Source organism: Paraburkholderia kirstenboschensis, from assembly GCF_032806925.1.
In the GTDB taxonomy this organism is placed as follows: Bacteria; Pseudomonadota; Gammaproteobacteria; order Burkholderiales; family Burkholderiaceae; genus Paraburkholderia; species Paraburkholderia kirstenboschensis.
Genome location: NZ_CP136513.1, coordinates 2,188,504 through 2,203,638 on the forward strand (window position 1 = coordinate 2,188,504; position 15,135 = coordinate 2,203,638).

Annotated in this window: 11 protein-coding genes; 3 read left to right on the forward strand and 8 right to left on the reverse strand. The window is 61.9% G+C overall.

Translation table 11 applies throughout. From position 1 onward, the window contains the following. Positions 1 to 209: 209 nt before the first annotated feature. Both RW095_RS32460 and RW095_RS32465 read right to left on the reverse strand, forming a co-directional pair. Entirely contained in the window at positions 210 to 1,523 is a 1,314-nt protein-coding gene (locus RW095_RS32460; RefSeq protein WP_317020024.1) for a Glu/Leu/Phe/Val family dehydrogenase, read from the reverse strand. A 140-nt stretch (positions 1,524 to 1,663) separates the two neighbouring features. Further along, positions 1,664 to 2,620, reverse strand: coding sequence for a LysR family transcriptional regulator (locus RW095_RS32465; protein ID WP_317020025.1), 957 nt, complete (start codon positions 2,618 to 2,620; stop codon positions 1,664 to 1,666). A 263-nt stretch (positions 2,621 to 2,883) separates the two neighbouring features. On the opposite strand from RW095_RS32465, the gene RW095_RS32470 reads away from it, so the two are divergent. Together RW095_RS32470 and purB are read left to right on the forward strand one after the other, a co-directional pair. Further along, positions 2,884 to 3,636, forward strand: a complete 753-nt coding sequence (locus tag RW095_RS32470; RefSeq protein WP_317020026.1) for a glycosyltransferase family 2 protein — start codon at positions 2,884 to 2,886, stop codon at positions 3,634 to 3,636. A 161-nt stretch (positions 3,637 to 3,797) separates the two neighbouring features. Next, the gene (purB, locus tag RW095_RS32475) at positions 3,798 to 5,186 is read left to right on the forward strand and encodes an adenylosuccinate lyase (RefSeq protein WP_317020027.1); all 1,389 of its coding nucleotides are present in this window, start codon (positions 3,798 to 3,800) and stop codon (positions 5,184 to 5,186) included. An 86-nt stretch (positions 5,187 to 5,272) separates the two neighbouring features. Here purB and RW095_RS32480 read toward each other — a convergent pair whose 3' ends face one another. The 4 genes from RW095_RS32480 to edd all read right to left on the reverse strand — a co-directional run bounded on the left by RW095_RS32480 (position 5,273) and on the right by edd (position 10,245). Further along, positions 5,273 to 5,767 (reverse strand): gluconokinase, encoded by a 495-nt coding sequence (locus RW095_RS32480; protein WP_317020028.1) that lies wholly within the window; start codon positions 5,765 to 5,767, stop codon positions 5,273 to 5,275. A gap of 10 nt (positions 5,768 to 5,777) precedes the next feature. Beyond that, positions 5,778 to 7,175, reverse strand: coding sequence for a GntP family permease (locus tag RW095_RS32485; protein WP_317020029.1), 1,398 nt, complete (start codon positions 7,173 to 7,175; stop codon positions 5,778 to 5,780). A 248-nt stretch (positions 7,176 to 7,423) separates the two neighbouring features. Beyond that, a complete protein-coding gene (eda, locus tag RW095_RS32490; protein WP_317020030.1) occupies positions 7,424 to 8,065 on the reverse strand; it encodes a bifunctional 4-hydroxy-2-oxoglutarate aldolase/2-dehydro-3-deoxy-phosphogluconate aldolase in 642 nt (213 codons plus the stop codon). Positions 8,066 to 8,319: 254 nt separating this feature from the next. Then, positions 8,320 to 10,245: a phosphogluconate dehydratase gene (gene edd, locus RW095_RS32495; RefSeq protein WP_317020031.1), complete on the reverse strand. Its 1,926-nt coding sequence runs from the start codon at positions 10,243 to 10,245 to the stop codon at positions 8,320 to 8,322. Between the two features lie 289 nt (positions 10,246 to 10,534). Between edd and RW095_RS32500 the strand changes: the two genes are divergently transcribed. Next, a complete protein-coding gene (locus tag RW095_RS32500; RefSeq protein WP_317020032.1) occupies positions 10,535 to 11,380 on the forward strand; it encodes a MurR/RpiR family transcriptional regulator in 846 nt (281 codons plus the stop codon). 113 nt (positions 11,381 to 11,493) lie between these two features. Here RW095_RS32500 and RW095_RS32505 read toward each other — a convergent pair whose 3' ends face one another. Together RW095_RS32505 and RW095_RS32510 are read right to left on the reverse strand one after the other, a co-directional pair. Continuing rightward, positions 11,494 to 13,254, reverse strand: coding sequence for a methyltransferase domain-containing protein (locus tag RW095_RS32505; protein ID WP_317020033.1), 1,761 nt, complete (start codon positions 13,252 to 13,254; stop codon positions 11,494 to 11,496). A gap of 7 nt (positions 13,255 to 13,261) precedes the next feature. After that, entirely contained in the window at positions 13,262 to 15,100 is a 1,839-nt protein-coding gene (locus RW095_RS32510; protein WP_317020034.1) for a peptide transporter, read from the reverse strand. Positions 15,101 to 15,135: the final 35 nt, after the last annotated feature.

The window sequence follows — 15,135 nt, forward strand, 5'->3', positions numbered from 1 at the left end:
TTGCGCGCACGCCGCTATTGCCTCGCGGCCGCCTCGCGCAGTCGGCCGAGGTTCCGGCATATGCAAAGGCGGGCGGCATCGTAACGATGCCGCCCGCCGGGTAAAACACGCGCTCTTTTGGAGCGCGTTCAAGCATGCGCATTCACGTGAAATGCGCGACGGATCGGTAAGGTAGCAGACCCGCCGTTTCCTGCAGTGACAAGCAGCGATCAGGGATACAGGCCGCGCATTTCGCGCGCTTGCAAAATCCGCTTACACGCGACGATAAACGCCGCCGTTCTCACCGACACGTTCTGCTCGCTCGACACCTGCCACACCGCGGCGAATGCTTCGCGCATTACGCGTTCGAGCCGCTGGTTGATCTCGTCCTCGGTCCAGAAGAAGCTCGAAAAGTCCTGCACCCACTCGAAGTAAGACACCGTAACGCCACCCGCGTTGGCCACCACGTCCGGAATGACGAGGATGCCGCGATCGTGCAGGATGTCGTCGGCCGCCGTAGTGGTCGGGCCGTTTGCGCCTTCCACGACGATCTTCGTCTTGATCTTGCCGGCGTTCTTTTCGGTAATCTGGTTTTCCAGCGCGGCCGGAATCAGGATGTCGGATTCGACGGTCCAGAATTCTTCGTTCGTCACCGGATCTGCCTCAGGGAAACCACCGACGCCGCCCGTCTTCGCCACGTGATCGAGCAACGCAACCGCGTCGATACCGCTCGACTTGTAGAGCGATCCAGTGTGATCCTGCACCGCGACCACCTTCGCACCTGCTTCCTGGAACAGACGCGCGGCGATCCCGCCGACGTTACCGAAACCTTGCACGGCAATGCGCGCGCCTTCGATGTCGAAGCCGATGCGCCGCGCCGCCTCGCAACCGACCACGAACACGCCGCGGCCCGTCGCTTCGCGGCGGCCGAGCGAGCCGCCGAGCGTAATGGGCTTGCCGGTCACGACGCCCGTTGCCGTTTTGCCCTGGTTCATCGAATACGTGTCCATCATCCACGCCATGATCTGCTCGTTCGTGTTCACGTCCGGCGCGGGAATGTCGGTATTCGGTCCGATGATGATGCCGATTTCGCTGGTATAGCGACGCGTCATGCGCTCGAGTTCGCCACGCGACAAGGTGCGCGGGTCGACACGGATGCCGCCCTTGGCGCCGCCGTAAGGAACGTTCACCGCAGCATTCTTCACCGACATCCACGCGGACAGCGCCATCACTTCCGACAGCGTCACGTCCTGGTGATAACGCACACCGCCCTTGCCCGGACCGCGCGACACGTTGTGCTGCACGCGGTAGCCCTCGAAGTGCGCGACGGTGCCGTTATCGAGTTCGATAGGCACGTCGACGATCAGGATGCGCTTCGGGCGCTTCAGGGTTTCGAGCCAGCGGGACAACGAGCCGAGGTACGGCGCGACGCGGTCGACCTGGCGCAGGTAGTTGCCCCACGGGCCGAGGTCTTCGCTATTCAGGTAGGAGGGGACGGACTGCAACGTTGAGGCGGATTGTGCGACTTGTTGCTGGGAAGACATGAACGCTCCGGCGTTGTTCGAATAGCAGCATTGTCGAAAAACGCCGTTTTGAAATCCAATGCCGTTTCCTTATCCGATTATGTTTTTTTTGCATAACCTGTGGAAAGCAGCAATTTTGCGTCGTTGGCGCGCAGGTTCTTTCAGACGCTGCCCTGCGCCAGCTCTTCCGACACCACGTCCCACAACTGCCGCACGAGGATTTGCCGGGCGTCGTCGCTCTTCGCAGCCAGCTTGTCGCGATACAGGCGAATTTCCATAGTCAGTGTGAGTTGCCCCTCGGGCGTGCCGCGCGTACCGCGGTCGAGCCGGATCAGCTTGCCGTCCGCGACCGCGTCTTCCACCGCGCTGTGCGGCAGGAAGGCGATGCCGTGGCCGGCCAGCGCCATCGCCTTGAGGCCTTCCGCCATGTCGGTTTCGTAGAGCCGGTCGAGATAGAGGCGCTCGTGCGCGTTCGCGAGAATCACCTCGGTCATGCGTCCGAGATACGCATTCGGCGTGTACGACAGGTATGGCGTGGGCGCTTCGGCTGTGCCCGGCAACGTATGACGCGGCCGGCCTGCGCGCCCCGGCGCGGAGAATGGGCTGATCGGCTCGTTGCCGAGCGTCAGCATGTCGTAGCGACCGGGATCGAGCGCGACCGGATGACTGGGATGGTGATAACCCATCATCAGATCGCAGCCGCCCTCAACCAGCGACAGCGCCGCGTCGTGGACGTTGAGCGCGCGCAGCCGCGTATGGATCGGGCCCATCTGCGCCTCGATGCGTTGAAGCCAGCGCGGAAAGTACGTGAGCGACAGCGTGTGCGGCACGGCGAACTCGATGGTTGCTTGCGGCGTCGCCGTGTGGCCGCGCAGGAGCGCCCGGGCTTCGTGGAACTGCGAGAGCATCGCGAGCGCCTGCTCGTTGAAGACCTGGCCCGCCGCCGTGAGCCGCGTCGGATAAACCGAGCGGTCGATCAACTCGGTGCCGAGCCACGCCTCGAGCGCCTGAATGCGCCTCGAGAACGCCGGCTGCGTGACATGACGCAACTCAGCCGAGCGGCTGAAACTGCGCGTTTCCGCGAGCGAAACGAAGTCTTCGAGCCATTTCAGTTCCATGCGAAGCCTGCTGCGGGCGAGAAAGAAGAAGTCAGCATTCTAGTGGGTGTCGCGTCGCGCACCGGCGTTCGGCCGCGACGGCTTTGTCGCAGCTTCGTCAAAAAATCGGATTCCGCCGATAGGCCCGCGAGCCGCGCATCGCTATCTTGCGTCGGCGCGAGACGCGGGCGGTCAACCCTCCTTCCGCTTCGCCGTCACCGCGGCCACGACCGGCACGCATCGATCAACGCTCTGCTAACCTTGCCGCGCAACGCGGCCCGCCCATGCCGCCACTCGTTTCGATCATTACGCCGACTGCCAATCGCGAACACCTGCTGCCGGCCATCACGCGCTGCGTGTTGCGCCAGCGAGTCGATTGGGAATGGCTGATTCTCGATGACAGTGCCGAGCCGAGCGCCTACCTGCTGGCGTTGGCGTCGCAAGACGCACGCATCCGCTATTTTCATTCGCCGGCGCGGATGTCGATCGGCGCAAAGCGTAATTTTTTGATCGGCGAGGCGCGCGGTACGGTGATCGCCCATTTCGACGATGACGACCACTATGCGCCGCATTACCTCGCCCACATGGTCACGACGATGCGTGAGAACCACGCCGATCTGATCAAGCTGTCGGGCTTTTTCATGTACGCCCCGCACACGCAATTCTTCGGCTACATGGACCTCAACGCGAAAGTCGGCCTGCACTACGAACTGAGCGGCCAGTCGGTCAGCCATGTGGAGTTCCACGAAAAGATGCAGATAGGCGCGGACTTCGTGCTGTTCTATGGTTTCTCTTACGTGTATGAAAGAGCGCTGGCCGCCGTGTCCGCCTTCGGCGATATCGATCTGTGCGACGACGAGAGTTTTATCCGGCCCGTGGTCGAGGCCGGCCGCAAAGTCATTGCCGCGGACGATCCGCAGGCGAGTTGTTTGCATATCGTGCATCCGGGCTCGACGTCGCGCTGTTTCTCTCGCCACTCGATGCCTTCGTTCATCCTGCCTACGCTATTTCCTTGCTACGAAGGCTCGCCGGCTTGAGCGTCGCCGTCGCGGCGGGATGAATACGGAAGCCGGCGCAATCCGGCGGCCTGCGTATTCCGGGCGCATGCCGCTCTGGTGGTAAAATTCGCGGTTCCCTCCGTTCCGATCCGCTCACCGCGAGTTCAGTGAGCGCTCAACGCCTAGAGCCAGCCGCCATCATGTCCGACACCCGCCCCGACACCCTGTTCGCGCTGAATGCGCTCTCTCCGCTCGACGGTCGCTATGCGTCGAAAACCGAAGCCCTGCGCGACTGGCTCTCGGAAGCCGCGTTCATGCGCAACCGCGTGACGGTTGAAATCCATTGGCTGATCGCCCTCTCGCGCGCGGGTTTCGCCGAAGTGCCGCGCTTTTCCGAGGCCTCGGAGCAATTCCTGTTGCAACTGGCCGAGCGCTTCACCGCGCACGACGCCGCGCGCATCAAGGAAATCGAGCGCGTGACGAATCACGACGTGAAAGCGGTCGAGTACTGGTTGAAGGAATCGGTCAAGGGTCAGGAAGAACTGGAGCGCGCGAGCGAGTTCATCCACTTCGCGTGCACGTCGGAAGACATCAACAACACGTCGCACGGCCTGATGCTCGCGGGCGCCCGCGAACACGTCATCTTGCCGGCGCTGCGCACGGTGCATCAGAAGCTCGTTGCACTCGCACACGCGCACGCGGAGCAGCCCATGCTGTCGCGCACGCACGGCCAGCCGGCCAGCCCGACCACGCTTGGCAAGGAGATGGCGAACGTAGCCGCGCGCCTCGAACGCGCGATCGACCGTATCGCGAAGGTCGAGCTACTCGGCAAGATGAACGGTGCGGTCGGCAACTTCAACGCGCATTTGTCGGCGTATCCGGAGTTCGACTGGGAAGCGTTCTCGCGTGAAGTGGTTGAACAGCGCCTGAAACTCGCATTCAATCCGTACACGATCCAGATCGAGCCGCACGACTACATGGCCGAGTTGTTCGACGCGGTCGCGCGCGCAAATACGATCCTGATGGATCTCGACCGCGACGTGTGGGGCTACATTTCGGTCGGCTACTTCAAGCAACGCACGAAAGCCGGCGAGATCGGTTCGTCAACGATGCCCCACAAGGTCAATCCGATCGACTTCGAAAATTCCGAAGGCAATCTGGGTCTCGCGAACGCGACGCTGCGACATCTCGCCGACAAACTGCCGGTTTCGCGCTGGCAGCGCGACCTGACCGACTCCACGGTGCTGCGCAATATGGGTGTCGCGTTCGGTTATTCGCTGCTCGCGTACGACTCGCTGATCCGCGGTCTGGACAAGCTCGAAGTGAACGCCCAGCGTCTGAACGAAGACCTCGACAATTGCTGGGAAGTGCTGGCCGAGCCGGTACAAACCGTGATGCGCCGCTACGGCATTGAGAATCCGTATGAGCAGTTGAAGGAATTGACGCGCGGTAAGGGCATCACGCGTGAGGCGTTGCAAACGTTCGTGGGCGGCCTGGCTATTCCGCAAGACGCGAAAGACCGCCTGCTCGCCATGACGCCGGGTTCGTACATCGGCAAGGCGGTCGAACTGGCGAAGCGCATCGGCTAACAGCCTTCGTCGTTCTCCAAGGCAAAAGAAAAGCCGCTCCTAGGAGCGGCTTTTTTGCATCTGAACGGCAAACTCCGCGTCGGAGCTTACCGTTTTTCGACCTGCTTCAACACCTCGTCGACGATCTGCTCCGGCGACAGTTCGATGCTCACCGTCACCGCCTCGTCTGCGCCCGGTTCTTCGAGCGTGTCGAGCTGGCTCTGCAGCAGCGACGGATCGAAGAAGTGACCGGTACGCGTGGTCAGACGTTCTTCCAACACCTCGCGCGAGCCCTTCAGATAGACGAAGCACACGTCCTTGTCGCCGTCGCGCAGAATGTCGCGATACGAGCGTTTCAGCGACGAACACGTGAACACTGCCGTCTCGCCCGCCTTCTGCTTTTCTTCGATCGCGGCGCGGATAGTTTTGAGCCACGGCCACCGGTCTTCGTCGGTGAGCGGAATGCCGTGGTGCATCTTCTCCTTGTTGGCGGCGCTATGAAACGCGTCGCCGTCGGTGAACGCGCAGTGCAGGCGCTCCGCCAGCATCTCGCCAATTCTCGTCTTGCCGGCGCCCGACACGCCCATTGCGATCAGAATCATCAAAAACTCCTTACAGGACCGCCGCTAGCGCGAAGGTCAAGCCCAAACCCATCAGCGAAATGATGGTCTCGAGGAGCGACCATGTCTTGAAGGTCTGCCCCACCGTCATACCGAAGTATTCCTTGATCAGCCAGAAACCGCCGTCGTTCACGTGCGAGAAAATCAGCGAGCCCGAGCCCGTTGCCAGCACGAGCAATTCCGGCTTCACTTGCACGCCGCTTGCCGCGGCGATAGGCGCGACGATGCCGCAGGCAGTGGTCATTGCGACCGTCGCGGAACCCGTGGCAAGACGGATCAGCGCCGCGACCAGCCAGCCGAACAGCAACGGCGACAAGTGCGCTGCGGTGGCCGCGGCAACGATTTCCTTCGAAATGCCGCTATCCATCAGCACGCGCCCAAAACCGCCGCCCGCGCCGACGATCAGCGTGATGCCCGCGATCGGCGCGAGACATTCGCCGCAGAATTTCTGAATCTGGTCGCGATTGAAGCCACGGCTCGCACCGAAGGTCCAGAAGCTGACCAGCACCGCGATCAGCAGAGCGACGTCCGAGTTGCCGACGAAATGCAGCAGATCGTTCGGCAAGGTCTTCGGCGTGAACACCAGGTCGGCCCAACTACCCACCAGCATCAGAATCACCGGCAGCAGAACCGTGAAGAGCGTGATGCCGAAGCTCGGCAGTTCGCGCTTCGGCGCTGTGCTCGTTGCACCGTTTGCTGCACCGTTCTGCGCGACGTCGTCGTGACCGAGGAATTGCGCGGCCAGTGCGTTTTCTTGCGGCAGCTTGACGTAGCGGCTGATCAGCAGCGCAAACAGCGGACCGGCGACGATAGCCGTCGGCACGCCGATAATCAGGCCATAGGCGATCGTCTTGCCGATATCGGCGTGATACTGCTGCACCGCGAGCATTGCGGCCGGATGCGGCGGAATCAGCCCGTGCACGACGGACAGACCTGCGACCATCGGCAGGCCGACCAGCAGCAGCGATTTATTGGTGCGCTTCGCGACGTTGAAGGCAATCGGAATCAGCAGCACGAAGCCGACTTCGAAGAACACCGGCAGACCGACGATGATCGCGACGACCATCATCGCCCAGTGAATATTCTTCTCGCCGAACCAGTTGATGAGCGTCGTGGCGATGCGTTCGGCGCCGCCGGATTCGGCCATCATCTTGCCGAGCATCGTGCCGAGCCCCACCACCACCGCGATGTGACCAAGCGTGTTGCCGTTGCCCGTTTCGAACGATTTGACGATGGTCGCCATCGGCATGCCGGACGCGAGCCCGAGCAGCAGCGACACGATGATCAGAACGAGGAACGGATAGACCTTGTAGCGCGTGATCAACAAGATCAGCAAGGCGATGGCGATTACCCCGAATACCAGCAGCGTGCTGCCGTGAACAGCTTCCATGAAGCTCCTCCTTTTGCGTTATTGATTGTGGGTGCGGAAGACAGCAGCCACTCGTCTCATGGCGACCGGCGCGCATCAGTAGTGTGCGAACCGCGCGGACGCTGAATTTTACTGTTTGTTGTCTTGAAATGCCCGCGAAACTAGCGAGCATATTTGCAACGAAGCCTCGCCGCGACAGCCGGACAGGCTGTATCGACGAGGCTTTTAACTTCTGGCTCGCTGACCGGGCCAAATGCGGCGGATCGGAACTAGTGAGCGGGCGCGGCCAATTGGCTCGCGGCGCGAGCGAGACGCGTGACTTCGTCCCAGTTCTGCGCGGCCAATGCGGATTTCGGCGTGAGCCATGATCCGCCGACGCACACCACGTTCGGCAGCGACAGGAAGTGCGTGGCGGTTTCCGCGGTGATGCCGCCCGTCGGGCAGAATTTCAGCGTCGGGAATGGGCCATGAAAAGCTTGCAGCATGGGGACACCGCCCGCTTGCTGAGCCGGGAAAAATTTCACGATCTCATAACCGAGTTCCAGCGCGGTGATGATGTCGCTCGGCGTCATAACGCCTGGCAGAAGCGGCAGTCCGGCGTCCTGCGCAGCCTTGTGCATGTCCTTCGTGAGGCCCGGCGATACGCCGAACTGCGCGCCCGCTTTCTTCGCCTGAGCGCAGTGCTCGGGACGGGTGATCGTGCCGACGCCGACCACGATGTCATCGGCAAGGTGGCTCGCACGCTCGATCGCTTCCAATCCGGCAGCCGTGCGCAGCGTAATTTCCAGCACCTTAACGCCGCCCGCATGCAACGCGCGCGACACGTGTTCGCCCTGCTCGGCGGAGTCGAACGCAAGCACCGGAATCACCGGACCGAGGCGCACGATTTCGCTTACTGTTTTCGACGTCATTGTCAAACTCCTTGTTTCTGCCAGCTGCCGGTTGGCGTGCTTGGCTGGCTGGATTGGCTGGCTCAGGTGAGTGGCTTGATTGCCAGCTTAGTCGGTTTAGCCAGTCGGGTTGTTCAATCGGCTTAGCCAGTCGTGTTGGTCAGTCGTGTTCGTCAGTTGCCTGGTTAGTCGCGTTAGTCGATTACCCTACTCGGTCCGGTTCGTGCCTGTCTTGCCCATTGGCTCGGCCAGTCGACCCACCCGGCTGAGGCCGCTTACCCCGCCTGCGTGGTGCTCGCAACAGTTACCCCCGGCTCACCGACGTGCCTGGCGGCAGGCGCCGTGTGCTCGCCGTGCGACGCCGCACGCTCGCCAACCATCGGCCCGAACACCGACGCGCCCTGCTCCGCCGGCGCTGCCGCTGCGCGAAATACACCGAACAGCTCGCGGCCAAAACCGACTTCGTTCTCCGCCTGATGCAGCGGCACGGCGTTCGGACGCGCAGCCCACTCGGCCGCGTCGATCTCGATGTCGAGCACACCGGCTTCCGCGTCGATGACCAGCATGTCGCCGGTGCGGACCTTGCCGATCGGGCCTTGCAACAGCGCTTCCGGCGAGAGATGAATCACCGCGGGCACCTTACCCGACGCTCCCGACATGCGCCCGTCCGTGACTAGTGCGACATGGAAACCTTGATCCTGCAACACACCGAGCAGCGGCGTCAAACGATGCAGTTCCGGCATGCCGTTTGCCCGCGCGCCCTGAAAACGCACCACGGCAATGAAATCGCGCTTCAGCTCGCCGTTATCGAACGCTTCCTGCACGGCTTCCTGCGAGTCGAACACGATGGCCGGCGCCTTCACCTTGCGATGCTGCTGCGCGACCGCCGAGATCTTGATCACGCCGCGTCCGAGCTTGCCCTGCATCAGACGCAGGCCGCCATCCGCCTGGAAAGGCTCTTTGATGCCGCGCAACACCGAGGTGTCTTCGCTTGCTTGTACGCCGGGCACCCACTGCAGCTTGCCGTCGAGGAGCTTCGGTTCTTCGGTGTAGTGATTAAGGCCCTTACCGGCCACCGTGTTGACGTCTTCATGCAGCAATCCGCCTTCGAGCAGATTGCGCACGAGGAACGCGACGCCGCCGGCGGCGTGGAAATGATTCACGTCGGCCTTGCCGTTCGGATAGATCTTCGCGAGCAGCGGCACCGCTTGCGATAGCGTGTCGAAGTCGTCCCAGTCGATCACGATGCCCGCCGCGCGCGCGATGGCGACGAGGTGCAGCGTGTGATTGGTCGAGCCGCCCGTCGCGAGCAATGCGACGATACCGTTGACGATCGCCTTTTCGTCGATCACGTGACCAATCGGCATGTAGTTACCGCGCTCGACTGTCAGATCGAGCACGCGGCGCGCGGCCTGCGCGGTCAACGCGTCGCGCAACGGCGTATGCGGATGCACGAAAGCCGAGCCCGGCAAATGCAGGCCCATGATTTCCATCAGCATCTGGTTGCTGTTCGCGGTGCCGTAGAACGTGCACGTGCCGTGGCCGTGATAGGCGGCGGCTTCCGCTTCGAGCAGCGCGTCGCGGCCGCACTGGCCGGTTGCGAACCGCTGGCGCGTCTTGGCTTTGTCGTCGTTCGAAAGACCGCTCGTCATTGGGCCGGCCGGCACGAAGATGGTCGGCAGATGGCCGAACTGCAGCGCGCCGATCAACAGGCCCGGCACGATCTTGTCGCAGATGCCAAGGCACAGCGCGGCGTCGAACATGTTGTGCGTGAGCGCGACCGCCGTGCTCATCGCGATGACTTCGCGCGAGAACAGCGACAGTTCCATGCCCGCGTTGCCCTGCGTGACGCCGTCGCACATGGCCGGCACGCCGCCCGCGAATTGCGCGACGCCGCCGTTTTCGCGAGCGGCCTGCTTGATGATGTCCGGGTAGTTTTTGTACGGCGCGTGAGCCGACAGCATCTCGTTATACGAAGACACAATGCCGATGTTCGGCTCGCGAATCTGCTTGATGACGAGCTTGTCGTTGCCTTCGAGGCCCGCGAAACCGTGAGCCAGATTGGCGCAGGAAAGCGCGCCGCGCGCCGGGAACTTGCCCTGCGCCTCATGAATGCGCGCGAGATACGCCTCGCGAGTCGGCTTGCTGCGTTCGATCACGCGCTGCGTGACCTTTAACAATTGCGAATGCGGGGAAACCATCGGAGCTCCTTCGTCGCTGGCGGCAGGCGCGCGGACATGATTCAGGGTAGGTATCGCGGGGAGTCGAATCAACCAACGACGGCAATGTTAGTAGAAAAACTACACGATCGCAATCTGAATCCCTGTTGCAATGCGGCATCGCCAATGTCGCGCAATGCCTTGCTGGCGGCTTATCCGCGAAGATCCAGCCAAGACCTAGGGATAATACCTACGGCGCACATGTAGTTTTTGTACATACTCACCAATCAGCTATAGTCCACGCATTCTTCAGCATAGTGCGAGTTTTCCGATGATGCTGTCCCAGGTTGAAGAGATGCGCGAGCAGCTGCGCCCGTCCGAGCGCAAGCTGGCCGATTACGTGATCGAGGCCCCGCGCGAGGTGCTCGATCTTTCGATGACCGAAGTCGCCGCGCGTGCGGGCGTCAGCCAGCCGACCATCGCGCGTTTTTGTCATGCGCTCGGCTTTTCGGGATTCCGTGAGTTCAAGATCCGGCTGGCGCAGGGCATTGCGACTGAAGTGCCTGCCGTTTATCGGGACGTGCGTGCGGACGAACCCGCGCCGGGCGTCGCCGCCAAGGTGTTCGACCGGACAATCGGCGCGCTGATCCAGGTGCGCAACAATCTGTCGTCGGATAGCGTGGCGGCGGCGATCGACGTACTCGCGCAAGCCAAGCGGATCGAGTTCTACGGCGCCGGCGGCTCGGGTATCACGGCGCTCGACATGCAGCACAAGTTCTTCCGGCTAGGCATGCCGAGCGTTGCGTATTCCGACCCGCATACGTTCCTGATGTCGGCAGCGATGCTCGGCGAAGGCGACGTCGTGGTCGCGATATCGAACACGGGGCGCACGCGCGATATCGTCGATGCTGCGAGGTCGGCCGTAGCAGGCGGCGCGAAAGTGATCGCGGTGACCCATGGCAATTCACCGCTCGCGCGAATCGCGTCGGTAGGACTTTTCGCCAACATCGACGAAGACACGGATATCTTTTCGCCAATGACCTCGCGCACTTCGCACCTTGCGATCGGCGACATTCTCGCTGTGGGGGTGGCGCTCAAACGCGGGCCGGCGCTTGCGGAGAAGCTGGCCGATGCGAAGGAACTGATTGCGCGCAGAAGGATTGGGACAGACGGATGAAGAGTTGCGCAGGGGAACAATCTGTTTTGGCTGTTTGCGGATATCCCTGAATGCAAAACGGGCTCCCGAAGGAGCCCGTTTTGCTTCGTGTCGCTCGAAGGACACCAAGGTAATCACAACTCTGCGCCGTCGGAGTTCAGCGCCATCAGCAAGCGGCCGCGAATGCGCGCGACCACCTCCGACCAGTCGCCGCCGGGAAGCCTGCGGAACAGGCGCATCGTCGGATACCACGGACTGTCATTGCGCGTGTAGTGCCAGCGCCAGTCGCCGAAGAACGGTAGCATCAACCACACCTGCTTGCCCATTGCAGCCGCCACATGCGCGACCGACGTATCCACGGTCAGCACGACGTCGAGCGCGGCGATCGCGTTGGCGGTCTCGTCCATGGTGCGCAGCGAAGCGCCGACATCGTGGAAGTTCGGCAGGCGCTTCGCGTACTCCGCAGCTTCATCAGCGCCCGCGCCCTTCTGCAGACTGAAGAATTCCGCGTCATCCACCTTGAAAAGATCGTCCAGCACAGAAAGCGACGGCAACGACCGCTGCTTGTCGTTCTCATGGGTCGGCGCCCCTTTGAACACCACGCCCACTTTCAGCTTGCCCTCACTTTCGGTCAACGCCGCGAACTCAGTTGCGCCCGGCGCGTGCAGATATGGCACCGACTTTGGCAACGCTTCGAGGTCCAACGCGACGTGAGCCGGAATCGCATGCGGAAACACCCAGTAGTCGTGCGGCGGCAACTCCGCGGCTTGCGCGACGCTAAACACCGTGTCGGCCTCTCCCGAGCGCTCGAACAACGTGACGAGCGGCGCCTGACATACCACCGACACACGCGCGGCGCCACATCGCTCACGCAGAGTGCGCGCGAATCGCAAGAAGAAGATTTCGTCGCCGAGACCGAACTCGCTCCATATGACGATCGACTTCCCGTCGAGCCGCTCGCCTGACCAGGCAGGAATCGTCGACGGCGGTTGCACTGTCGTGCGGCGCTGCCATCCAAACTTGCTCATCCACGATTCGCGTGTGCGGAAGCCTTCCTGTATCTTGCCTCGCGCGATGGTGTGCAGCGCGTGATAGAGCCGCGGCAGATGCTGGTCCGGCAGACATTCGATGCATTGAGCCCACAATCCGTCGATATCTTCGATGAGATCCCAGCGCAACCAGGCGAGCATCGCACCGTGGTAGACCTCGAAGCGGTAGGGATACGTTTTCACGGCGAGTCGCCAGGCGCGCAGGCTTTCCTGCGCATCACGTGCCTTTGACGCAACGCTCATCATTTCGCGGGCGCTCGGTACTGCGCGCTTGCGCAGCACGATTTCGATCGCACATTCGGCGAGGCCACGCGCTGTCTGATCGACATTCGCACGCCGCTCGTCATAATTGTCACGTACTAAACTTACGCGCTCGCACGACGCAACCGGCGCGAATGCCCGCACCAGATCCAGTACATTCACCGATCCGGGCAGCGTTTTCTCCGGCTTGCAGATCGTGAAGCTGACCTTGTGCTCGCGATTGAACGGGCTCGGCCACTTGCCCTTCTCGTACAGATCTTCGTCGGGAACGGTCAGGACCGCATAGCCGCCGGGCTTCAGCAGTTCGAGCCATCTCGCGAGGCCCTGAAACGGATTGGCCAGGTGTTCGAGGCAATGGCTCGAATGCACGAAGTCGAACGATGCATCCGGCGCGCCTGCCATGCGAAGCGCGTCGCCTTGCGGCTTGTCCCATGACACGATCTCCGTTACGCGTGGAAATGCGTGTGCATGCGCGTTCAGCGGATCGTCGCCGGCGCCGATATCGATGCCTTTGCCCGCGAAGTAGTGCTGCTGGAACGACGGGTCGCGTGCGCGACGCATCGCCGATTTACTGGTTTCGTTCATGTTCGTCTCACTGCGCTTCGTGCAGCTCGTCGAGCCACAACGCTTGCATACGCTCGCCGAGGATTTCCGGGCGGCCGTGGAAAATCAGCTTTTCGATGGCCTTGGGACCCGCCACCGCCGCGCCCAACTCGCGGCGCTCCTGCGCGTTTTCGATCAGGCGCAGCGCAGAGGCTTTGTATTCGTCGTTGGTCTTTGTGATCGTCCACTCGGGGAAACCGAGGCGGCGGAACATGCCCTCATCGATATGTTCATGCACTTCACGGCCTGTCTTGCAGACTCCCACGAGTCCCGCCCACACCGTGTCGACGATTCCGTTCGTGTTGCCGAACGGGAACGGGTTCAGGAACATGTCGCAACCGGCGATCACCTTCATATAACCGGCGTAGCCCTGATGCTTGTGAACGACGGCGTTGTTCCCAAGCAATCGACGGATCAGGTTGCGCACTTGCGGAAACACGAGACCCGTTGCCTGACCCACCAGGAAGTGGAACTCGACCGGCACGCTTGCTTCGCGGGCGATCGCTGCACACGTGTGCAGGAAACCAGGGTTGAGCTTGATCGTCGTGCCGGCCACTGCAATTTTCACGACATTTGACGGCTCCTTCTCGGCCGGCGGTTCCAATTCCAGCATGGCGGCCGGCGCGCGATACGGCATGCCGTCCGAGGGCAGCTTCAACAGCTTTTCGCTGAAGCAGGCTTCGTCGCCCACATAGTCTTCTTCCACCACGACGTAATCCATCGCGTGGCCGTGGGTCGTGGCCGGATGACCCAAAGCCATCAATTGCAAAGGCGCGACGCGCAGGCACGCGAGAACCATCGTGATCGGGAACATGCCGACGCTCGGCATGTACATCTGCTGCGCGTTGCGCGCTTCGCTCGTGTCACGCACCTGACGCGCGGCTTCCCACACGTTCGCGCCCTGCAGGGGAATGAACTCGTGAAACACCGCCTTGCCGGCGTCGTCGACACGGCCGTCGTAGCCCATGCCGACCAGGTGGAACTTGTCGCGCATCGCGACCAGCGTCTGCGAGTGCGTGCGGTAGATGGAGTGGTTCTTCGAGAACCATTCGAGCACGACCAGCAGCACCGGCTTCTCACCTTCGACACGAGCCGCCGGGCGCGTGACGTCTGTAATTCCAAGCGACCCGAGCTTGCGGCGAATCAGTGCGTTGATCGGCTTCTTGATGTCGTGCTTCGCGGCTATGTCCGCGTAGCTGCAATGCATGTAGACGTCGTGAAGAACGCCCATCGGCAGGGAATCGATGCTGTCGATCTGTTCGAGTCGCTCAGGCAACCAGCGCAGCAGCAACTCGCGCTTTTGATGCGCAGACGGGGTGCCGAGAAAGCGCGAGGACATGATGGTCATTGCAAGCGATGCCGCCATCGTTTTGTCGAGCTTCCACAGCGCGTCCCAGTCGAGACGGACTTCCGATTCCGGCAGATAGAACAGCTGGAACTTGCGGACATCGCTGTTGCGCAGCTCGATGGCGTTGCGCGCGTGCTCGTCGACGCCAAGCGAACGAAGAATATGATCGGCGTTGCGGAAGGGGCTGGCGGCAAACATCGCTGCAAGCCAACGCTGGAACAACACCGTGCGAACGATACCCGTGTCGGAGAAAGTGAACTTCGGATCGGTCACAAGACTCGTGATCGCGGAAGTGAGGCGCGCGAGCAGGTGATCGTCCATGATGTCCTGCGCTTCGTTCGACTGCGCCCATACGTCGACGTCCATCAGCACGCCGTAGTGCTGGTCGATCTTGCTGAGAAGTTGCAGCAGTTCACGGCTCGCCTTTTCGTGTTCGCGGCGATAGCAAAGATATTCGAATTTGTTGATGCTGAATTTCATGACACTCTCCGGGGAGTAATAACGTATTGCTTGCG